This window comes from Dermacoccus abyssi (assembly GCF_003515945.1).
Taxonomy (GTDB): domain Bacteria; phylum Actinomycetota; class Actinomycetes; order Actinomycetales; family Dermatophilaceae; genus Dermacoccus; species Dermacoccus abyssi.
Genome location: NZ_QWLM01000001.1, coordinates 319,969 through 340,640 on the forward strand (window position 1 = coordinate 319,969; position 20,672 = coordinate 340,640).

Consider the following 20,672-nt stretch of genomic DNA (forward strand, 5'->3'; position numbering starts at 1 on the left):
CTGCGCCAACCCGCCTTTACCGTGCAGTGGCAGCGTCAGATGACGCTCTTGTCCGCCTTGCCGGGCCAGTGCTCGATGCGGAAGCTGTCGGCGTCGACGAGCACCTCGGCGGGCACGGCGTTCGGAATGTACTGACGCCGCGCGAGGTCGTTGCGCAGGTTCGTCGACAGACGCGGTAGCGCGAGCGACATCACGCCGCCGTGGCTGATGACGAGCACGCTCTCGCCGCGGTACTGATCGGCGAGGTCCCGCAAGGCTTCTCGGTACCGGTTCACCACGTCGAGGCCCGATTCCCCTCCGGGAAAGGCGGCGTCGAGGTCACCGTCCATCCAGGCGGCGAGCACGCGCTGCATGCCGGCGCCACCGAACCGCTGACCGACGAGCTCCCCGACGCGGTACTCCTCGAAGCCGGGCAGGCTCGTCCAGTCGACGCCCAGCATCTCGGCGGCGACGCGGGCCGTCTCCTGCGCCCGGGCGACGTTGGAGCACACCGCCGTCGCGATGTTCTCGGTCCGCAGGCTCTCCCCCAGCTCCCGCGCCTGCGAAAGGCCCAGCGGCGTGAGCCACCCGCCGGCCTCCGTGATGACACCGCGCGGAGTCTCGTAGGCAGCGTCACCGTGACGCGCGACGAAGAAGCGGGCCGGGCAGAACAGGTCGGACATGCGCTTCACGCTACCCGCGATGTCATGCGGTGTTTCCCCCGCGCTCACCCCTGTGGATGCCATGATCACAACACTCACGACACCACGAGGGGGAGATCTCGATGAAGAACACACGCTCCGCTCTGGCAGCCACGGCCCTGATCAGCATGCTCGCTGTCACCGGCTGTTCGTCGGACGACAAGGAGAAGGCGAAGGACGCCGCGACGACGGCCAGCAAGGCCGCCTCCAGCGCGAGTTCCGCGGCCACGAGTGCCGGCGGCGACACGAGTGCCAACGCCGGCGACCAGCTGGCCTCGGCGTCCAAGAGTCTCGAGTCGATGCAGTCGCAGGCCGGTGGCGACTGCAAGATCTCGGTCGACGGAAAGGAAGCCACGACCTCCGTCATCGGCATGAGCTGCGACGACGCGAAGGGCGTGTGGAACGCGTTCGGTGGCAAGAGCGACCAGGCCGCCAACGAATCGGTCGAGTACAAGGGTGAGAAGTACCAGTGCTCCACCGGCGAGTTCAACGGCAAGCGCGCCTCGTCGTGCACGAGTTCCTCGGGCAAGGCTTTCGCCGTCGCCAACTGACGAACGACGCCGCCCGACATGACGAAGGCGGGTGAGGAGCCCCCTGGCCACCTCACCCGCCCTTCGCGCACCGGCTGCGCCGCACGGCTCCTTTCTCAGAACGACGCCGGTGCGTGAGGGCCGAACTCCTGCGGTTCGGCCTGCTCGCCGCGCTTGCGCTCGGCGGCTGCCTCGCCGTAGATCCGGGCGTACTTCGTACCCGCGGCGAGAAGAACGAGGCCCGCGGCCATGAAGGTGAACGCCTTCGTCATCGAGCCCATGTACTGCAGGTCGAAGATGAACAGCTTCACGAGCGCGCAGCCGACGAGCGCCAGACCCCAGCCCATCGACGCCGTCAGGTGACGCGGCCGGCTGAGACCGGACGTGAGGACGAGGGCCGCGAGCGCCAGCGACATCACCGTGATGGCGAGGTGCACGAGTAAGAAGCCCGTCGGTGCCTTACCGAAGACGCTCAGCATCGTCATGGCCGTGCCGACGATCCCGGCGAAACCGCCGACGACGAGCAGGAACTGGGCATACTTGGCGTCGAGCTTGCGTCCACGCACGGCGGGAACCGTGAGGGCTGCGAAGGCAACGAACATCAGCCCGGTGACGAGCGTCTGCATCGTCATGTCGGTGACGCGGCTGCGGTAGAAGAAGTCCACGTACGCGGTGACCGTCCCCTGCGCCATGAATCCGAGGAAGAACGCGATGACCGCGCCACCTCCGACGATCGGGCCGGGAACGCGAGCGTGCACGGCCATGAGCACGACGGCGATGACGAGGAACGGCATCGCGAACCAGTCGGCCTGGGCGGCAGAGACACCGGCGATGACGGCGCTGACACCGGCGAGCACGAGCGTCGCGATCCGAACGGTGGAACCGCTCGTCCGCAGGACGGCGAAGCCGCCGAGCGCCACGACGGCCATGATCGAGGCGACGAGGGCCGAACGCATTCCGGTTTCGAAGCCGGCGAAGACCCACAGCGGAATCCACGAGGCGGCCAGTGCCACCGGAGCGCCGAAGGCGTCACGACGCGTGAGACCGGCCTGAACCGCGGTGAGCAGGCCGACGGCCGCGATTGTCGACGCACCGAAGACGAGCGTGCGGGTCGATGACGCCTCGAGCGCCACCCAGAACATGCCGGCGAACGACACGGGGATCGTGCGGGCGAGCGCCGTTTCGTCCCAGCCCTTGGTGATCTCGGGAATGGCACCGGCGATCTGGAGCACGGCGAGGAATCCGACCAACGTCGCCGTGATGCCGCCCGTGAGGTAGGGCGCAAGCGCCGCGACGCCGATCGTCACAGCGATGAAGAGCCACTTCTCGTCCCAGCGCAGAGCCTGGAAGCTAGCTGCCACTGCGACGACGAGCGCGAGACCGAGGCCGGCCGTGAGCGGGATCCAGTCGTAGATGCGCGTCACGGCGACGACGTCGAAGAAGGCTCCGGCGACCGCAGTCGTGAGGAGGGCGACGGAACCGATGCGACCTCCCGGACGGGGCCGAACCCACTGCGCGGCAGCGGCGAGGGCACCGACGAGAACGGCGCCTCCACCGACACGGACCGGCGGGGTGAGGAAGCCCTCACGAGCGGCCATTGCGAGCAGAAGGACGACGCCGATGAGCGTCACTGCGATACCGGCGGCCGCGAGAAGCGCGGCCACCATCTGCTCGCGGCTGAAGCGCGGCTCACGCGGAGCCGGAGGAGTCGGCGTCTGATCGTAGGGCGGCCGGCCGGCGAAGCCGGCGCCACCGGGACCGCCGGGGGACATCGGACCGCCGGAGTGGCCGCCCTGGAACGGCGGGACGTACTGCTGAGCGCCCTGAGGCGGGATCGGGACGCTCCACGGACCCTGGCTTCCGCGTGCGGCAGCGTCCGCGTTGTTGCTGATGGGGGTCTGCGCGTGCTGCGGGTACTCGGTGTGCGACGGACGTGACGGCGCGCCGCAACGTTCATGGGCTGCGGCGGCGGGAAGGACGTGGGGTGGTCGGGACGGGGGGCCTGGGGGGTGCCGTACGGCTGCTGTGTGTTCATGCCTCAAGCCTCGCGACGACGGGGCTCGCGGGCCCGAGTAGTGCTACTCAGGTGGCCTGGGTGATCTGTGCACGCTCACCCGAGTGAACAGCAGCGTCAGTCGAGCCCGTTCTCCAGCGCGAAACGGGTGAGCTCGACGCGGTTGCCCAGTTGCAGCTTCCGCAGCGTCGAGGCGATGTGGTTGTCGACGGTGCGGTGGCTCAGGCCGAGGCGGATGGCGATCTGCTTCGATGCCAGGCCCTTGGCGACCATGCGCAGCACCTCCGTCTCGCGGGGTGTGAGCACGGCAGTGGGATCGGGGCTTTCCTCGCGCTCGCGTCCGCGCAGTTCGGCGAGGACGAGGCCGGCCAGTTCCGGGGTGAAAACGGCGCGTCCCTGCGCCGTGTCGTGGACGGCCGTGAGCAGTTCCTCGGCGCCAGCGCTCTTGAGGAGGTAGCCGGACGCTCCGGCCCGGACGGCGTCGAGCACGTCCGTGCGCTCGGACGACGCAGACAGCACGAGGATCTTGACGTCGTCGAAAACCGCGCGAATGGCCGTCGTGGCATCGGTGCCGTTGCCGTCGGGCAGGTTCATGTCCATGAGCACGAGGTCGGGCGAGGTTGCTTGGCACGATCCACAGCCTCACGCACGGAGCCGGCCGTCGCGACGACGTCGTAGCCGTGCTCGCGCAGGTCACGCGCGACGGCGTCGCGCCACATCGGGTGGTCGTCGACCACCATGAGTCGCGTGGTGGGGGCGGCACCGTCGGAAGTCATGTGCCCATCCTCTCGCGCTGGCCCTCGGCAAGGTGACTCAACGCGGCAGCGTGAACTCCCACTCGACGCCCTCCCCCGGTGCTGCCTCGAGATACGCCCGGCCCCCGATCGACTCGACTCGTCCGACGATCGACCGGCTTACCCCCATGCGGCCTTGCGCCTTGGCTTCGGCGAGGCGGCCGTCGGGAATGCCGGGGCCGTCGTCGCGGACGGTGAGCGTCACCTCGTCGTCGAGGTCTTCGAGGAGGACGAAGGCCGTGGCGTGCTCCCCCGCGTGACGTTCGGTGTTGGCGAGCGCCTGCTTCGTCGCGGCGAGCAACTCCCCAGCTCGAGCGGCGTCGAGGAGCACGGGCGACGAACCTGCCGAGACGCGAACACGGTCACCAGCCAGTGCGAGGAGCTCACGGCGCAGGTCGACCGGCGCGCCGTCTGTCGAAGCGTCCACCGGCGCGGACGATGAACCGGGTGCCACGATCGGCGCTTCGTCGACGTCGGCGATGAGGGTGCGCAGCGCCCGTTCCTGTTCGGTGGCCAACTGCGCGAGGGCCGCGCCCTCCGCACCGAACGACGGGCCCTTACGCCCCATGAGCGCGAGCACCTGGAGCACGCCATCGTGCACCTCTCGCGCGAGCCGCTCTCGCTCGGCCGCACGGGCACGCAGCTCGAGAGCGGCGACGAGTTGAGCGTGTGAGCGTCGCGCACCGACACCCCCGACACCGGCTGCGATGCCGGAACTCACGAGAATCGGCATCGTCGGCGAACGCACCATCCACGACAGATCGTCGCCGATGTGAAGGCTTGCGAGGGAAATACCGACGCCGGCGAGGAAGCCCGCCGTCACGCCCCACTGCATGCCGGCGGCCAGCACGGCGTTCGTGGCCCACATCGTCGTCGGCAGACTCTGGTTGTGGTCCCACCAGCTCGCGTCGGCGACGATCCACGTCGCGTACATGAGTCCGAGCGTCACGACGATGTCGCCCGCGACGAGCCAGGAACGCCACCGCGGGCGTGCGAACAGCGCGAGGGCCACGACACCCGACCAGATGCACTGCACGGCGATGAGCGCCGTCGCGAGGTGCGGGCGCGTGTAGTGATCGACGGCGCCCGTGTGGATGAAGAGCGAGTACGCGAGGGTGAGCATCCGGAAGGCACCCTCAGTGGCCCACAGGTACTTCATCGGGTCGTCGGAGGCCGCCTGCTGGGCCTCGGCCTCGCTCGTCCGGCTCATCATCCGCAGCCGGGAAGCGGAAACGGGCGACGCCCCGAACCGCTGCTGCGATTCGGGGCGTCGTCTGGATCGGATCACTTGCGCTGCTCGGGGTACTCCACCCCGTAGCCCTGCTGACCAGGAGCCTGGAACGTGTTCAACTGGCCACCCTGCGTCGGGTACGGCATCTGCGACGGCGGCAGCTGCGGCTGCTCGTTGTACGGACGCTGCTGGCTCTGCGGCGCGTCGAAACTCACCGACGGCGCCTGCGTGTTCGTCATGTTGACCTGCGGAGCACCCTTGGTGGCCTCGTCGGCCTCGTAGTACTCGGCCTTGGTGACGCCTGCCGGGCCGGCGAAGAACTTGGTGGGGATGGAGTCGACCTTGGAGTTCAGCGTGCTGACGCAGGCGTTGTAGTACCGGCGCGCGTTGGCGATGCGGTCCTCCGTGGCGCTCAGCTCGCCCATGAGCTGCTGGTAGTTCTGGTTCGACTTGAGGTCGGGGTAGGCCTCGGTGACGGAGATGAGGCGGCCCAGGGCCTGCGTCAGCTCACCTTCCGCGGCGGCGGCCTGCGCGGCCTGATCCGGTGAACCGTGGGTGTTGACGGCCGCACCGCGGGCGGCGATGACGTCGTCGAGCGTCTTGGCCTCGTGCTGCGCATACCCCTTGACCGTCTCGACGAGGTTGGGGATGAGGTCGTGGCGGCGCGTCAGTTCGACGTCGATCTGGTGCCACGCCTCCTGCACGGTGTTGCGCTGCTTGACGAGGCCGTTATACATGACCACGCCCGCGGCGACGAGCGCCACGATGATGATCAGGATGATGATGACGTAGATCATGGGATCCCCTCGGGTGACGGTCGGGCGGTTGCCTCGACCCTAACCGACGCCGTCGAAGCGGGTGAGGATCTGCTCGACCACCTGCGTGGCGGTGCCCAGCGGGGCGGTGACGACGTCGGCGCCCGACGCGATCAGCTTGTCGTGGAAGTGGCCCTCCCCCAGCAACAGTGAGGCGATGGCGACGCGGCGGCCCGGGCGCTCGCGCAGGGCGTTGACGGCGTCGGGCACGCTCGGGGTGGCCGCGGATCCGAAGGCCACGTCGACGTCGGCGCCCCAGACCTCGGCGAGCATCCGCGCCTGCGTTCGGGCATCCGTCGTGGCCTCGACGCGGCTCGATCCGGCGGCGGCAAGAACGACGGCTTCGTCCTGTGTCACGCCCGCCTCGCGCAGCCTCATGGCGAGGGCATCGGCGATGAGCGGCGAGGGGCCCAGAGCGCCGGTGGAGTGAGCTGACGCGAACGGCTCGACGGCCCGCGCCACGTCCACCCGCACGTGATACCCGCCGCAGAACAGCAGCGGGACGACGACGACGTCATCGACCCGGGTGACGAGATCCGCGACGACGTCGGCCACCTCGGGCGTCTGGACGTCCACGTAGGCGTCGGTGACGAGCACCGACGCGCGCTGCTGGAGCGCCTGCTGCACCGCCGCGACGAGGTCGAGCACCACCTGACGCCCGGCCGGGCTGGCCGTGCCGTGCGCGGTGAGGACGAGGGCGCGGCGCGCCTCAGGCATCGAGCACCTCGAGGCGGTAGCCGCGCTTGATGACGGTGACGACGCTCTCCTTGCTCGCGAGCGCCTCGCGAAGACGCGCGACCGCCACCTCGACCGAGTGCGCGTCACCGGCGCCGGGCAGGACGGTGAGCAGTTCCTCGCGCGGCACGACGGAGCCCTCGGCCGCCATCAGCTTGCGCAGGACGGCGAGTGACGACGGCGCGAGGGGCAGGACGTCGCCGTCGAGCAGCGCCTGGTCGCGGGTGAGTTCGAGCAGCCCCGCGGGCGTGACGAGCGCGGGGCTGCGACGGGCCTTGAGCGCGAAGACGATGGCGCGGACGAGCGCGCCCATGCGGAAACGCTCCGGCACGAGCGGGTCGATGTCGTGCTCGCGCAGGGGTGCGGCCGTCGTGTCGCCCACCGCGGCGGCCAGCACGTCGCCGTCCCGCATGGCGTCGAGGACGAGGTCGCGCACACCCGCACGTTCGGCCGCCTCGAGAAAGGCGTGCGCGCCCGGCGCGGAGGTGAAGGCGATGCAGTCGGCGTCACGGCGCGCGACGATGTCGACGGCGGCCTCGACCGCCACCGGGTCGGGCGCCGGTCCCCAGCGGTAGACGATGAGTGGAGCGACATCGGCGCCGCCGCGGCGCAGCATCTCGTCGAGCCCGTCGGAGCCTGCGCCGTGGTGCTGCACCGCGACGCGCAGGCCTGCGACGCCCTCGTCCTGCAACCGCTCCTTGATCTCCTGCGCCGTCTCCGACTCGGCCGTCCAGTCGACCGTCAGGCCCTCGCGCTGCAACGCGCCGCGCGCCTTGGGTCCGCGGGCGATGAATCGGGCGTTCTCGAGGACCGCGAGCAGCGCGTCACTCTGCCCGGCGGCGTCGGCCGCCTCCATCCAGCCGCGGAACCCGACACCCGTCGTCACGATGACGACGTCGGGCGGGTTGTCGATGAGTTCGCCTGTGCGCGCGATGAGTTCGGGATCGTCGACGTGCGGGATGTGCGACAGCGTCGGCGCGTGCACGACCGTCGCGCCGCGCCGTTCGAGCGCGGCGGCGAACTCGTCGGCACGGCGTTGCGCCGTGAGCACGACGCGGCATCCGGCGAGGTCCTGGGGCAGCCGAGCGGCCTCGGCGTGCACGCTCGGCGCGGTCGTCTCGTTCATGCGCAGGGCTCCCGCACCCTATCGCGAGCCACGCTCTCGGAGGCCACCTGGGCGATCTCGGCGTCGGGCAGCACGGTGACGACCTCACCGATGACGATGACGCTGGGGTTGCCCACCCCGCGCGTCAGGCACTGCTCGGCGATGTCGGCGAGCGTGCCCTTGACGACCTGCTGCTGCGGAGTCCACGCCGAGTGGACGACGCCGACGGGCGTCGACGCGTCCTTGCCCTCCCGCACGAGGCTCGCGGTGAGTTCGCCGAGGCGACGCATGCCCATGAGGATGACGATGGTGTGCGGCCACGCGACGAGGGCGGGGACGGCGAGTTCGTCGTGACCGGACAGCACGAGCATCCCGGCCGACACGCCGCGATGGGTCACGGGGATGCCGCCCGCGAGCGGCGCGGACAGCGCGCTCGTCACGCCGGGCACGACGTCGACGTCGATGCCGTGCTCGCGGCAGTGCAGCACCTCTTCGCCGCCGCGCCCGAGCAGATAGGGGTCGCCACCCTTGAGCCGCACGACGCGACGTCCGGCGCGCGCCTCCCGCACGAGGATGTCGTTGATCTCGTGCTGCGGCACCGGGTGGTGGTGCGGCGTCTTGCCGACGGGCACGATCTCGGCGTCGAGACCGAGCTCGTCGAGCTGATCGGTGGGGCCGAGGCGGTCGGCGACGATGACGTCGGCACGCTCGAGTTCACGCAGTGCACGCAGCGTGAGCAGGTCGAGTGCGCCCGGGCCACCGCCGACGATCACGACCGTGCCGGGTCGAGGGTCGTTCATGGGGGCCACCTTTCGCGCCGCGGGGCAGGGCAGATGTATGGGCAGATCCATCGGTCTACGCACCCTAGGCCACCCCGGACGGAGCGATCCGATTGTTTCGCAGGACGATCATCCCGTCCTCCTCGGCCACGTCCCACACCCCGAGCGTCACGTCCGGATCGCTCGTGCACCGACCCGTCGCGAGGTCGAACGCCTGCTTGTACATGGGCGACTGGATGACGTCACGCACCTCACCGGCGACCGTCGCCGTCCCCACGATGCCGCGGGCGATGACGTTGGCCTCGGCGTACGGGTCGTAGTGCCCGACGGCGTGCAGCGCGCCGTCCGCGGTGCGCACGATGGCGACCTGGGCGCCGTCGTCGGCCTTGGCGGCAACCGCACGTTCGGGACGCACCCGCTCGACGGGGCAGACGACGCTCATGCGCGCACCTCCAGCGTCGAGCCGGCGACCATGACGGGACGGCGTTCGGAGTCGACGAGGTCGAGCTCGCCCGCCGCCGCGCGGGCACGGTCGTCGGCGGTGGCCGGGCGCACCTGCTCACGCTCGACGACGTAGAGCAGGTCGGGGTCGGCGTCCGTCGCGTCGTTGACGAACCCGGTGAACTGGGCGAGCTTCTCCGGATCTTCGAGCACCTCGCGCCACTCGTCGGCGTAGGCGCCCACGTGGTGGGTCATCATGGCGTCGAGGTCGTCGCAGAGGCCGAGCGCGTCGTCGAAGATCACCTCGCGCAGCCGCTCGATGCCGCCGTCGAGCTCCTCGAGCCACGGGGCGGTGCGCTGGAGGCGCTCGGCCGTCGAGACGTAGTACATGAAGAACCGGTCGATGGCGGTGATGAGTTCGGCGTCCGACAAGTCCTGCGCCAACAGCTGCGCGTGCTTGGGTGTGGCCCCGCCGTTGCCGCCGACGTAGAGGTTCCACCCGTTCTCCGTGGCGATGACGCCCGCGTCCTTGCCGCGCGCCTCGGCGCACTCGCGGGCACAGCCGGAGACGCCGAGCTTGAGCTTGTGAGGGCTGCGCAGGCCTCGGTAGCGCAGTTCGAGGTCGATGGCCATGCGCACGCTGTCCTGGACGCCGTAGCGGCACCAACTCTGCCCGACGCACGACTTCACGGTGCGCAGGCTCTTGCCGTAGGCATGGCCGGACTCGAACCCGGCGTCGACGAGGCGCTTCCAGATGGCCGGCAGCTGGTCGATGCGCGCGCCGAACAGGTCGATGCGCTGGCCGCCCGTGATCTTCGTGTAGAGCCCGAAGTCCTTGGCCACCTGGGCGATGACGAGCAGCCCGTCCGGGGTGATCTCCCCGCCCGGGATTCGCGGGACGACCGAGTACGTGCCGTCCTTCTGCAGGTTGGCCAGCACATGGTCGTTGCTGTCCTGCAGCGTGCTCTGCTCCCCGGCGAGGATGTGCCCGCCGCCCAGGCTCGCGAGGATGTTGGCGATCGTCGGCTTGCAGATGTCGCAGCCGCGCCCGGTACCGAAGCGTTCCATGATCTCGCTGAACGTCGCGAGGCCCGCCACCTTGATGGCGTTGAACAGTTCGCTGCGTGGCATCGGGATGTGCTCGCACAGCGACCGGTCGACGGCGATGCCCGCCTTCTCCTGATGCGACTCGAACAGCTTCTTGACGATGGGCAGGCATGAGCCGCAGGAGGTTCCGGCCTTCGTGCAGCTCTTGACGTCGGCCAGGTTCGACGCGCCGTCGTCGACCGCCGAACGGATCTGACCGGCGCTCACGTTGTTGCAGGAGCACACCGCGGCGTCGTCGGGCAGTTCGAGCGAGGACGCCGCGCCCTCCCCCGCGCCGGCCGGCACGATGAACGACGACGGGTCGGCGCCCAGCCGGCGTCCGACGAGCGGTCGCAGCCCGGCGTAGGCACTGGCGTCCCCGACGAGGATGCCGCCGAGCAGGGTCTGCGCGTCGTCGGAGACGACGAGCTTCTTGTACGAACCGGTCACCGAGTCCGAGTAGACGACCTCGAGCGCACCGGGGGTCGTGGCGAACGCGTCACCGAAGCTCGCGACGTCGACGCCGAGCAGCTTGAGCTTGGTCGAGGTGTCCGCGCCGGGAAAGCTCGATTCCCCACCCAGCAGCGCGTCGGCGGCGATCTCGGCCATCGTGTAGCCGGGGGCGACGAGACCCCAGACACGACCCTGGATGCACGCCACCTCACCGATGGCGTGGATGCTCTCGTCGCTCGTGCGGCAGCGGTCGTCGACGACGACACCGCCACGCTCACCGACCTCGAGGCCGGCAGCACGGGCCAGTTCGTCACGCGGGCGCACGCCGGTGGCGAAGACCACGACGTCGACGTCGATCTTCTCGCCGTCGGCGAACTCCATGCCGGTGACCCGGCGTCCGCGCTTGGCCAGAACCCGCTGGGTGGCCGTGCCGGTGCGCACCTCGACGCCGAGGTTATCGATGAGTCGGCGCAGCTCCTGGCCACCGCCGTCGTCCACCTGCAACGGCATGAGACGCGGCGCGAACTCGATGACGGTCGACTCGGCGCCGAGCGCTTGCAACGCACCGGCCGCCTCGAGACCGAGCAGACCACCACCGACGACGGCGCCGCGCACGGGCCGCTCGGGGTGGGCCGCACGCAGCTCCTCGACGTACCCGCGCAGCGCCGCGACGTCGTCAATCGTGCGGTAGACGAAGCAACCCTGCAGGTCGTTGCCCTTGACGGGCGGCACCGCGGCGTAGCTGCCGGTGGCGAGCACGAGATGGTCGTAGGGGTGGCGGACGCCCTTGGCGGTCGTCACCACCTTGGCGTTGCGGTCGACGTCCGTCACCTCGGTGCGCTTGGCGAGGGTGACGCGGGGGTCGGCCCACAGCTCGGCCCCGCCGAGGTTGAGATCCTCCGGGTCGCGCCCCGTGAAGTAGCTCGTGAGCGCCACCCGGTCGTACGGCGGACGCGGCTCGTCGCCGAGCACCGTGATGTCGAAACGGCCCGCGTCGTCGCGCGACCGCATCGCCTCGACGAAACGGTGGGCCACCATGCCGGCGCCGATGACGACGACGCGTTCGCGGGGTCGGGCCTGCTCGATCTGCTCGCTCATGAATCCTCCTGCGGTTGTTGCCCTCGAACCTAGGGAGGCCGTGTTTCGCGTGACCGGCGGGTTTGTTTCAGGGATGCAACATCTTCCTCACCGCGGCCTGCTCAGCGGTCGCGAGCCCGCACCCGCAGCCCCGAGGCGATGAGGCGACGCACGAGCTCGGTGCCCCGCACCGGTTCCGCACCGCCCGCGACGAGATCGTCGTACCGGCGCGCGGGCACGTCGTAGTGATCGTGGTCGAACGCGGCGCGCGGCACGTCGTGCGCGGCGGCGAACGCGTGCAGCTCGTCGAGCGAGACGTCGGAGACGAGGTGGCTGAACACGGTGCCCCACGCGGGCCACGCCGGCGGATCGATGAGAACGGCCATCAGGCCATTGTCGCCTCCTGCGCCGGGTTCACCTCGTCCATCCATGCGAGGATGCCGCACACAGTCGCGGTGCAACTGCCGCACCCCGTCGTCGCACGCGTGGCGGCGGCGACGTCCTCGACGCACCGCGCTCCCTCGACGTGCGCGTCGACGATCTCCTTCTTGCTCACCCCGTTGCAGCGACAGACCGTGGCCGTGCTCGGCAGCGCCGTCGGTCCGGCCGCCTGAGGCACCGCGTCGGGGTTGGACGCGCCCTTGACGAGCAGGTGGGCCGGATCGAGCGGCAACGGCGTCCGCCGTTCATACGCGCTCATGAGATCGGCCGCCACCCGCGGCGACCCGACGACGACCCCCGCGACGATGCGCTCGCCGTCGACGGCGATGGTGGCCGACCGGCGATCGCCGACGTCGCTCAGGGTGAGGACCCGCAGGCCCTGGGCATGCGCCGCGAACGGGTCGGGCAAGGGCTCGCCGAGCGCGACGACGTCGAGCCCCACGGCCTTGAGCTTGACGATGCTGACCTCGGGTTCGGGCCGGGGTTCCGGGGTGGCCTGCGGTGTCGGCTGCGGGATCGGTGCGCTCCGGGGCGCGGTCGCGGCCTGGTCGTTCTCGCACAGTTCACGCGCCAGCCGGCCGGCCTGCTCCCACCCCGGCGCGATGAGGCCGGGGCACCCCGCGTCGGTCTGCGCACAGTCGCCGATGGCGGCCACCGAATCGTCGTCGAGAGCACGCAACCGCTCGTCCACGAGGATGCCGATGTCGACGGGAACACCTGCGGCCCTGGCGATCTCGGCTCTCGGTTTGACTCCCGTGTTGACGACGAGACCGTCGATGTCCAGCCGTTCGCCGTCAGCCAGTTCGATGCCGACAAGATGCTCCTTCTCGCGCAGAACCCGGACGATGCCGCTCGTCACCCGCACGTCGACACCGAGGTCGCCCAGGACGGCGGCCGCCATCTGACCGCTCGGGGCGTCGAGCTGGCGATCCATGACGTGCCCACCGCGATGCACGAGCGTGACGTCGACGTCGCGGGTGCGCAGGCCGCAGGCGATCTCGACGCCGAGCAGACCGCCACCGAGCACCGCCATCCGCCGCCCCGGGGTGCAGACGGCCAGCAGTTCGCGGCAGTCGTCGATGGTACGCACCGCGCGCACGCCCTGGCCACCTCCGGCGCCGAGGCCGGGGATGGGCGGCATGACGGCCTCGGCACCGGTGGCGAAGACCGCCAGGTCATACGGGTGCTCGCGCCCCTCGGCATCGATGACGACACGACGTTCGCGTTCGAGGCGTACGGCCGCCGTCCCCGCATGCACGGTGACGTCCTCGGGCGCCGCCGGCAGCGTGAGGGACGCGAGGTCGGCGCGCCCGGCCACGACCTCCGAGAGCATGAGCCGGTTGTACGGCTCATAGGGCTCCTCCCCCAGCACCGTGATGTCGAAGGCCGCGCCGGTGCGCTCGGCGTGCCGGGTGAGGTCGTCGAGAAAGCGGGCCGCCACCATGCCGTGCCCGATGACGACGACGCGCGGCGGGCGGCTCATGCGCGCACCGCCTGGCCGGCGCGTGCTGCGTGCTCGCCGTGAGCAGCGTCATCGTCGCCAGTCGGCGCGTCCTGCTCATCGAACCGCGCCACCGCGGCAGCGCACACCTTGAACTCCGGCATCGAGCTCACCGGGTCGAGCGCGGGGTTGGTGGCGAGGTTGGCCGCGCCGCGCCCGGCGAAGTGGAACGGCATGAAGACGCAGTCGCGGCGGATGTCATTGCTGAGGCGCGCGATGCCGACGGCGGCACCGGAGCGGGTGCGCACCTCGACGTCGTCGCCCTCGCCGATGCCGAGGCGTGCGGCCGTCAGCGGGTGGATCTGCACGAACGCCTCGGGTTCGATGCCGTTGAGCTCGGCCACGCGGCGCGTCTGGGCGCCCGACTGATAGTGCTGCAGCAGACGGCCGGTGAGCAGGTAGAGCGGCGCGTCTGGTCGGAGGTCGTCGGCCACGCCCGCCGAGCGCACGTCGATCATCCGGGCGCGCCCGTCGGGCGTCGCGAAGCGGTCGAGGAACAGCCGGGGCGTGCCGACGGTGCGCGGGTCGGGGCGCGTCATCGCGTCACGCACGGCAGGCCAGAACGCCCCGGTGCCGCCCTCGTCGTCCGCGAGTTCCCAGGCGTCCAGCGCGGCGTGGCTGAGGCCGGAATAGTCGGCGATGCCGCCCGCCGAGGCGCGCGCCAACTCGTCGAACGCATCGGCGGGGTCGGTGGCGAAACCGGCCGGGGCGTCGAGCAGTTCGGCGAGCTCGTGCCAGATACGCAGTTCGTCCCGCGGCCCGTCGGCCGCGTCGGGCGCGGGCACGGCGCGACGTCGGCGCAGCACGCGCCCCTCGAGGTTGGTCATCGTGCCCTCCTCCTCGGCCCATTGCAGGCTGGGCAGGACGACGTCGGCCATCGCGGCGGTCTCCGACAGGACGAAATCGGTGACGACGAGCGTGTCGAGCGCCGCGAACCGCTCGGCGATGCGGCCGGAACGCGGCCCGCTCACCACGGGGTTTGCGCCGTGCACGAAGAGCATCGAGGCGCCCTCCGGCGTGCCGAGCGCGTCGAGCAGTTGGACGGCCGGCAGCCCGGGGCCGGGGATGTCGCTCTCCTCGACGCCCCAGACCTCGGCGATGTGCGCGCGGGCGGCCGGGTCGGTGATCTTGCGATAGCCGGGCAGTTGATCGCACTTCTGCCCGTGCTCGCGTCCACCCTGGCCGTTGCCCTGACCGGTGAGACAGCCGTAGCCCGAACCCACCCGACCGGGCAGTCCGAGGGCCAGCGCAAGGTTGAGCGCGGCGCTCACCGTGTCGGTGCCGTGGGCGTGCTGCTCCGCGCCGCGCCCGGTGAGCACGTACGCGCCGTGCCCGCCGACGACGGGCGCCGATTTCATGAGGATCTTTGCCGCACAACGAAGTTCGGCGACCGGGATGCCCGTCTCCCGCTCCACGGCCTCCGGCCACCACATCATGGCCGACCGCTTGACGGCGTCCCAACCGGTGACGCGGTCGGCGAGGTAACGCTCGTCCGCACCGCCACCGACGATGACGAGGTGCAACAGCCCCATGAGTACGGTGATGTCGGTGCCCGGCAGCGGTTGAAGGTGAACGCCCGCGCCGTCGTCCGTCAGGGCCGCGCTCGGCGTCCGACGTGGGTCGATGACGATGAGCCCGCCCCGCTCGCGCGCCGAGCGCAGGTGCTGCACGAACGGCGGCATCGTCTCGGCCGGGTTACTGCCCACGAGCATGACGGCGTCCGCGCCGTCGAGATCGCCGAGCGGAAACGGCATCCCCCGATCGAGCCCGAGAGTCCGGCCCCCGGCTGCAGCGGCCGAGCTCATGCAGAAACGCCCGTTGTAGTCGATCATCGCCGTGCCGAGCCCGACGCGGGCGAACTTGCCCAGCGTGTAGGCCTTCTCGTTGGTCAGGCCACCTCCGCCGAAGACGGCCACACCGTCGGGGCCGCTGCGAGCGCGAGCGCGCTTCACCCCGCGCACGATGCGGGTGTAGGCCTCGTCCCACGTCGTTTTAACGAGCGACCCGTCGGCGTCGCGCACCAGTGGACGCAGCAGCCGGTCGGGCGTCGAGAGCACTGCGGCCGACGTCCAGCCCTTGTGGCACAGGCCCCCGCGGTTGGTCGGGAACTCGCGCGGTGTCACGCTCACGGCGCCGGCCCCGTCATTGCCGGCGGTCAGCCGCATGCCGCACTGCAACGCGCAGTAGGGGCAATGGGTCGAGGTCGCCATCAGATGCCCACCTGCCCGGCGTCACCGAGCCCCGCACACCGACGCCCGTAGGCGAACCAGGCGACGAACGCCATGACGAGGTAGAGCGCGATGATGCCGTAGAGCGCCGGCACGATCGTGCCCTTCGGGGCGATCGCCGAGATGCTCGAGGCCTTGCTCAGCGCGAACATCTGCGGCACGACGAACCCGCCGAAGGCACCCACGGCGCCGACGATGCCGATGGCGCCCGCCGCGGCGCGCCGGGTGCGACGTCGACCGTCGTCGGTGGTGTCCGTGGCCGTGGCGTCGAACACCGCTGGGATCATCCGGTAGATCGACCCGTTGCCGATGCCGGTGAAGACGAACAGCAGCAGGAACGCGGCCATGAAGAGGCCGAAGTTCTTGCCCTGCAGCGCCTGGATCGCGCCGAGCGCACCGAACGCCATCGCCACGAAGCTGACGACGGTGACACGCCAGCCGCCGACGCGGTCGGCGATGACGCCGCCGAGCGGGCGGGTCAGCGAGCCGACGAGCGCGCCGAGGAAGGCGAGCTTGAGGCCGTGGGCGGGAAACGCGTCGGACATGATCTTGGGAAAGACGCCGGCGAAACCGATGAACGAGCCGAACGTGCCGACGTAGAGGAACGCGAGGATCCAGGTGTGACGGGCGCGGCTCGCCATCTCGAAACCGCCGCGGTCACCCGACCCGGCGATGACCGAGAGGTTGTCCATGCTGCGCCAGGCGAGCAGCGCCGCGAGCAGGATGAACGGCACGAAGATCCAGCCCGCCAACGGCAGGTTGGGCACCTGAGCGCCGGTGACGGCGGTCGTGGCCCCCCAGGTGACGACGAGGGGGATGGCGAACTGGACGGCCGCCGTCCCCAGGTTGCCGCCGGCCGCGTTGAGGCCGAGCGCCTTGCCCTTCTCGGAGGAGCGGTAGAAGAAGGAGATGTTCGTCATCGAGCTGGCGAAGTTGCCGCCACCGAAGCCAGCGAGCGCGGCCACGGCGAGCAGCACCCCGAAGCTCGCGTGCTGCCCGACGGCGAGGGCCAGGCCGACGGCGGGCAGCAGGAGCAGCAGCGCGGAGACGATCGTCCAGTTGCGACCCCCGAAGCGCGGGACGGCGAACGTGTACGGGATGCGCAGGCTCGCCCCGACGAGGGTGGGGATGCTGAGCAACCAGAACTGCTGCGTCTCGCTCAGCGCCGCGCTGCCGGTGTAGCCGTACGTGGCCAGCTGCGGTACGACGATGCCCCACAGCGCGAAGACGCCGAAGCCGAGGAACTCCGCGAACACCGAGATGGCGAGGTTGTGGCGGGCGGTCTGCGCTCCGCCGTGGTGACCCCACTGCGCGGCGTTCTCCGGATCCCAGTCGTCGATCCAGCGGCCTGCTCGGCGGGTGAATCGGGCGGCCGGGGCCGGGGTGGCGGCAGCGGTGGCGGTCGGTGAATCACCGCGGTGGGCCAGCGTCATGAGGTGCTCCTCGCGCATCGGTGGGATGTGCCGATGACTCTAGGAGCGGCGTGTTACCCGCGAGTCCGCCTCATGTTTCCGGCAGGCAACATCCGTCTCACCGCCGCGCTCAGCGCGTCGTGCGCTCCGGGTGGCCTGCCTCGCTCGTGCGCTCCCCCAGCTCGATGACGCCGTCGCGCTCACGCACCGCCCAGGTGCCCAGGCTCACGCTGCGGTCCTCGACGTCCTCCCCCGTCGCCAGGTCGAAGGCCTGCTTGTAGAGCGGCGACTGGATGACGTCGACGACCCGCTCCTGCCCGGTCGCTTCCTGCCCTGTCTTCTCCGACGCTGTCTCGTCCGCCACCGTGCGCGTCCCGACGACGCCGCGCGCAATGACGTTGGCGAGCGCATACGGGTCGTGGTGGCCGACGGCGAACAGCCGGCCGTCCGCCGTCCGCACGACGGCGACCTGCGCGCCGTCCGGGGCCAGGGCAGCCACGGCGCGTTCCGGCACGAGTCGGTCGGCGTCGCACGCGCGAGTCCAGCCCTCTAGATCGGGCGCGTTCGAGACGCTCACGTTCGAGGTGCTCTCAGTCGAGGTCGACGGTCGGGACATCAGGCACTCCTCACGGGGATGCGGGGGCCGACGAGGTGCAGCGACGGGTCGGCCTTCTCCTGCGGGGTGGCGGGGCGGATCTGATCGCGTTCGACAAGGTAGAGCAGGTCGGGGTCGACTCTCGTCTCGTCGTTGACGAACCCGGTGAACTGCGCGAGTTTCTGCGGGTCCTCGAGCACCTCGCGCCACTCGTCGGCGTAGGCGTTGACGTGCCGCGCCATCATGGCGTCCAGGTCGTCGCAGATACCGAGAACGTCGTCGAAGATCACCTCACGCAGGTGCTCGATGCCGCCGTCGAGCTCCTGCAGCCAGGGTGCGGTGCGCTGCAGCCGCTCGGCCGTCGAGATGTAGAACATGAAGAACCGGTCGATGGCGGTGATGAGTTCGGCCTCGGTGAGATCCTCGGCGAGTAGCTGCGCGTGCACCGGCTTGAACCCGCCGTTGCCGCCGACGTAGAGGTTCCAGCCGTTCTCGGTGGCGATGATGCCGGCGTCCTTGCCACGCCTCGGCACACTCGCGGGCGCACCCCGAGACCCCCATCTTGAGCTTGTGCGGGCTGCGCAGCCCCTTGTAGCGCGTCTCCAGGACGATGGCGAGACGCACCGAGTCGCGTACCCCGAAACGGCACCACGTCGAGCCGACGCACGACTTCACGGCACGCAGGCTCTTGCCGTGCGCCTGCCCGCACTCGAACCCGGCGTCGAGCAGATCCTTCCAGATGGCCGGCAGCTGGTCGATCCGCGCGCCGAACATGTCGATGCGTTGAGCGCCGGTGATCTTCGTGTAGAGGCCGTAGGTCTCGGCGATGCGCCCGATGGCGATGAGCCCGGCCGGCGTCACCTCACCCCCGGGGATGCGCGGCACCACCGAGTACGTACCGTCCTTCTGCATGTTGGCCAGCACGTGATCGTTGGTGTCCTGCATGCTCGCCTGCTGCCCGGACAGGACGTGGCCGTTCTCGAGGCTGGCGAGGATGTTGGCGACGGTCGGTTTGCACACGTCACAGCCGCGCCCGGTGCCGAAACGTTCGATGACGTCGTCGAAGGTGTGCAGATCGGCCACCCGGATGGCGGTGAAGAGCTGACTGCGCGACATGCGGATGTGCTCGCACAGCGACCGGTCGATCGTGATGTCGGCCTTGGCCTGCTCGACCTCGACGAGCTTGATGACGAGCGGCAGGCACGAGCCGCACGAGGTGCCAGCCTTCGTGCATTCCTTGACGGCGTCGACGCTCGTCGCGCCGTCGGCGAACGCCGCACGAATCTGTCCGGCGCTCACGTTGTTGCACGAGCAGACGCAGGCGTCGTCGGGCAGTTCGAGGTTGACCTGCGCCTTCTCGCCGCGCTCGTCCTCCGGGATGACGAACGCGCTCGGCGCGCCGACGTCCTGCCCGATCATGGCGCGCAGGCTCGGGAACGCCGTGGCGTCACCCACGAGCAGGGTGTGGCCGTCCTCGGCGACGACGAGCTTGCGATACCAACCGCTCAGGGCGTCGGAGTAGACCACCTCGCGCGCCCCGGGCGTCGTGGCGAAGGCGTCACCGAAGCTCGCGACGTCGACGCCCATGAGCTTGAGCTTCGTCGAGCTGTCGGCGCCGGTGAAGTCGGGCGCCTCCCCGAGCAGGTGCGCGGCGGCGATCTCCGCCATCGTGTAGCCGGGCGCGACGAGGCCCCACACCTCGCCCTGGATGCACGCCACCTCGCCGATGGCGTGGATGGCCGGGTCGCTCGTCAGGCAGTGAGCGTCGACGACGACGCCGCCACGCGGACCGATCTCGAGGCCCGCCTCACGCCCGAGCTCGTCGCGGGGGCGGATGCCGGTGGCGAAGACGACGACGTCGACCGGGTCGTTCTCCCCGCTCGCGTAGTCCATCGAGACGACGCGACCGTCGTCGTCGGCGTTGATCCGCGCGGTCGCCGTGGAGGTGCGCACGTGCACGCCGGTGCCCTCGATGATGCGTTTGAGGTCTTCACCGCCACCCGCGTCGACCTGCACGGGCATGAGGCGGTCGGCGAACCCGACGACCGCCGTGTCGGCTCCCATCGCCTGCAACGCACCACCGGCCTCGAGGCCGAGCAGACCACCGCCGATGACGGCGCCGCGCACCTGACGCTCCGAATGGGCGAGTGCGCGGTCGGCCACGTACGTGCGCAGCGCCTCGACGTCGTCGAGGGTGCGGTAGACGAAGCAGCCGGTCGACTCGCGCCCCTCGACGGGCGGGACGGCCGCGCTCGACCCGGTGGCAAGCACGAGATGGTCATAGGCGATGCGCTCGCCGACGTCCGTGACGACGACCTGCTCGGGGCGCTCGAGGCGCGTGACGCGCGTCGAGGTGCGCAGCGTGACGAGGTCGTCGTCCCACAGCGCCGGGTCACCGAGCAGGAGCTCCTGCGGCGTCGTGCCGGAGAAGAAGCTCGTGAGGTGCACGCGGTCGTACGGCGCGAGCGACTCCTCGCCCAGGACCGTGATAGCGCAGCGGCCGTCGACGTCCTTGGCGCGCAACGCCTCGACGAACTTCTGCGCCACCATGCCGGCGCCGACGACGACGACCTGGGTGCGGGCGGACTGCGTCATGTGTCCTCCGAACGTGATGAGCCTTTGCTCATCACGCTAGGGCCGCGCGGCCCTCGGCGGTTTCTAGCAGTCCTCGCAACACCCAGACTTTTTGGGAGTTGCGAGGACTGTGTCGGTTGGCGGGGTGAAGGCAGCGTTCTTGGCTGCGATGGATGCCCAT

Annotated in this window: 16 protein-coding genes and 2 pseudogenes; 1 reads left to right on the top strand and 17 read right to left on the bottom strand. The window is 70.5% G+C overall.

The window, feature by feature from the left end; translation table 11 throughout:
• Window positions 1-35: 35 nt before the first annotated feature.
• On the bottom strand, window positions 36-662 hold the full coding sequence (locus tag D1832_RS01545) for a histidine phosphatase family protein (RefSeq protein ID WP_182434608.1): 627 nt from the start codon (window positions 660-662) through the stop codon (window positions 36-38).
• Window positions 663-763: 101 nt separating this feature from the next.
• Here D1832_RS01545 and D1832_RS15225 point away from each other — a divergent pair, with 101 nt between their 5' ends.
• Complete coding sequence (locus tag D1832_RS15225) at window positions 764-1,231, top strand: hypothetical protein (protein ID WP_182434609.1); 468 nt, start codon at window positions 764-766, stop codon at window positions 1,229-1,231.
• A 95-nt stretch (window positions 1,232-1,326) separates the two neighbouring features.
• Here the strand turns inward: D1832_RS15225 and D1832_RS01565 are convergent, their stop codons facing one another.
• From D1832_RS01565 to nirB (D1832_RS01635), 16 genes and pseudogenes are all read right to left on the bottom strand, one after another.
• Window positions 1,327-2,982: a DUF2339 domain-containing protein gene (locus tag D1832_RS01565; protein ID WP_118912301.1), complete on the bottom strand. Its 1,656-nt coding sequence runs from the start codon at window positions 2,980-2,982 to the stop codon at window positions 1,327-1,329.
• A 359-nt stretch (window positions 2,983-3,341) separates the two neighbouring features.
• Complete coding sequence (locus D1832_RS01570; protein ID WP_338067269.1) at window positions 3,342-3,824, bottom strand: LuxR C-terminal-related transcriptional regulator; 483 nt, start codon at window positions 3,822-3,824, stop codon at window positions 3,342-3,344.
• Window positions 3,815-4,000, bottom strand: coding sequence for a response regulator (locus tag D1832_RS16070; RefSeq protein WP_338067270.1), 186 nt, complete (start codon window positions 3,998-4,000; stop codon window positions 3,815-3,817). Before D1832_RS16070 ends, D1832_RS01570 begins: the two co-directional genes overlap by 10 nt.
• Before the next feature lie 37 nt (window positions 4,001-4,037).
• A complete protein-coding gene (macS, locus tag D1832_RS01575) occupies window positions 4,038-5,228 on the bottom strand; it encodes a MacS family sensor histidine kinase (RefSeq protein ID WP_182434610.1) in 1,191 nt (396 codons plus the stop codon).
• A 74-nt stretch (window positions 5,229-5,302) separates the two neighbouring features.
• Window positions 5,303-6,046: a LemA family protein gene (locus tag D1832_RS01580; RefSeq protein ID WP_118912303.1), complete on the bottom strand. Its 744-nt coding sequence runs from the start codon at window positions 6,044-6,046 to the stop codon at window positions 5,303-5,305.
• Window positions 6,047-6,085: 39 nt separating this feature from the next.
• Window positions 6,086-6,781 (bottom strand): sirohydrochlorin chelatase, encoded by a 696-nt coding sequence (locus tag D1832_RS01585; protein WP_118912304.1) that lies wholly within the window; start codon window positions 6,779-6,781, stop codon window positions 6,086-6,088.
• Window positions 6,774-7,925 (bottom strand): uroporphyrinogen-III synthase, encoded by a 1,152-nt coding sequence (locus tag D1832_RS01590; RefSeq protein WP_118912305.1) that lies wholly within the window; start codon window positions 7,923-7,925, stop codon window positions 6,774-6,776. The genes D1832_RS01585 and D1832_RS01590 overlap by 8 nt, the downstream gene beginning before the upstream one ends.
• On the bottom strand, window positions 7,922-8,704 hold the full coding sequence (cobA, locus tag D1832_RS01595; RefSeq protein ID WP_047310461.1) for a uroporphyrinogen-III C-methyltransferase: 783 nt from the start codon (window positions 8,702-8,704) through the stop codon (window positions 7,922-7,924). The genes D1832_RS01590 and cobA overlap by 4 nt, the downstream gene beginning before the upstream one ends.
• A 64-nt stretch (window positions 8,705-8,768) precedes the next feature.
• Window positions 8,769-9,125: a nitrite reductase small subunit NirD gene (nirD, locus tag D1832_RS01600; protein ID WP_047310462.1), complete on the bottom strand. Its 357-nt coding sequence runs from the start codon at window positions 9,123-9,125 to the stop codon at window positions 8,769-8,771.
• Entirely contained in the window at window positions 9,122-11,761 is a 2,640-nt protein-coding gene (nirB, locus tag D1832_RS01605) for a nitrite reductase large subunit NirB (protein WP_118912306.1), read from the bottom strand. Before nirB (D1832_RS01605) ends, nirD begins: the two co-directional genes overlap by 4 nt.
• Before the next feature lie 104 nt (window positions 11,762-11,865).
• A pseudogene (locus tag D1832_RS01610) lies at window positions 11,866-12,126 on the bottom strand (DUF4031 domain-containing protein); the annotation flags it as partial.
• Window positions 12,126-13,664 (bottom strand): FAD-dependent oxidoreductase, encoded by a 1,539-nt coding sequence (locus D1832_RS01615; protein ID WP_118912308.1) that lies wholly within the window; start codon window positions 13,662-13,664, stop codon window positions 12,126-12,128. The gene D1832_RS01615 and the pseudogene D1832_RS01610, both read right to left, overlap by 1 nt.
• Window positions 13,661-15,892, bottom strand: coding sequence for a molybdopterin oxidoreductase family protein (locus D1832_RS01620; protein WP_118912309.1), 2,232 nt, complete (start codon window positions 15,890-15,892; stop codon window positions 13,661-13,663). Before D1832_RS01620 ends, D1832_RS01615 begins: the two co-directional genes overlap by 4 nt.
• Entirely contained in the window at window positions 15,892-17,343 is a 1,452-nt protein-coding gene (locus D1832_RS01625) for an MFS transporter (protein WP_118912341.1), read from the bottom strand. Before D1832_RS01625 ends, D1832_RS01620 begins: the two co-directional genes overlap by 1 nt.
• A gap of 109 nt (window positions 17,344-17,452) precedes the next feature.
• Window positions 17,453-17,938: a nitrite reductase (NAD(P)H) small subunit gene (locus D1832_RS01630; protein ID WP_118912310.1), complete on the bottom strand. Its 486-nt coding sequence runs from the start codon at window positions 17,936-17,938 to the stop codon at window positions 17,453-17,455.
• A pseudogene (nirB, locus tag D1832_RS01635) lies at window positions 17,938-20,512 on the bottom strand (nitrite reductase large subunit NirB). Before nirB (D1832_RS01635) ends, D1832_RS01630 begins: the two are co-directional and overlap by 1 nt.
• Window positions 20,513-20,672: the final 160 nt, after the last annotated feature.

Excerpts from the sequence above, each read along its gene's own strand:
- D1832_RS01545 (WP_182434608.1), bottom strand. The coding sequence starts at position 662 with ATGTCCGACCTGTTCTGCCCGGCCCGCTTCTTCGTCGCGCGTCACGGT.
- D1832_RS15225 (WP_182434609.1), top strand. The coding sequence starts at position 764 with ATGAAGAACACACGCTCCGCTCTGGCAGCCACGGCCCTGATCAGCATG.
- D1832_RS01565 (WP_118912301.1), bottom strand. The coding sequence starts at position 2,982 with ATGTCCCCCGGCGGTCCCGGTGGCGCCGGCTTCGCCGGCCGGCCGCCC.
- D1832_RS01570 (WP_338067269.1), bottom strand. The coding sequence starts at position 3,824 with ATGGACATGAACCTGCCCGACGGCAACGGCACCGATGCCACGACGGCC.
- D1832_RS16070 (WP_338067270.1), bottom strand. The coding sequence starts at position 4,000 with ATGACTTCCGACGGTGCCGCCCCCACCACGCGACTCATGGTGGTCGAC.
- macS (WP_182434610.1), bottom strand. The coding sequence starts at position 5,228 with ATGAGCCGGACGAGCGAGGCCGAGGCCCAGCAGGCGGCCTCCGACGAC.
- D1832_RS01580 (WP_118912303.1), bottom strand. The coding sequence starts at position 6,046 with ATGATCTACGTCATCATCATCCTGATCATCATCGTGGCGCTCGTCGCC.
- D1832_RS01585 (WP_118912304.1), bottom strand. The coding sequence starts at position 6,781 with ATGCCTGAGGCGCGCCGCGCCCTCGTCCTCACCGCGCACGGCACGGCC.
- D1832_RS01590 (WP_118912305.1), bottom strand. The coding sequence starts at position 7,925 with ATGAACGAGACGACCGCGCCGAGCGTGCACGCCGAGGCCGCTCGGCTG.
- cobA (WP_047310461.1), bottom strand. The coding sequence starts at position 8,704 with ATGAACGACCCTCGACCCGGCACGGTCGTGATCGTCGGCGGTGGCCCG.
- nirD (WP_047310462.1), bottom strand. The coding sequence starts at position 9,125 with ATGAGCGTCGTCTGCCCCGTCGAGCGGGTGCGTCCCGAACGTGCGGTT.
- nirB (WP_118912306.1), bottom strand. The coding sequence starts at position 11,761 with ATGAGCGAGCAGATCGAGCAGGCCCGACCCCGCGAACGCGTCGTCGTC.
- D1832_RS01615 (WP_118912308.1), bottom strand. The coding sequence starts at position 13,664 with ATGAGCCGCCCGCCGCGCGTCGTCGTCATCGGGCACGGCATGGTGGCG.
- D1832_RS01620 (WP_118912309.1), bottom strand. The coding sequence starts at position 15,892 with ATGGCGACCTCGACCCATTGCCCCTACTGCGCGTTGCAGTGCGGCATG.
- D1832_RS01625 (WP_118912341.1), bottom strand. The coding sequence starts at position 17,343 with ATGACGCTGGCCCACCGCGGTGATTCACCGACCGCCACCGCTGCCGCC.
- D1832_RS01630 (WP_118912310.1), bottom strand. The coding sequence starts at position 17,938 with ATGTCCCGACCGTCGACCTCGACTGAGAGCACCTCGAACGTGAGCGTC.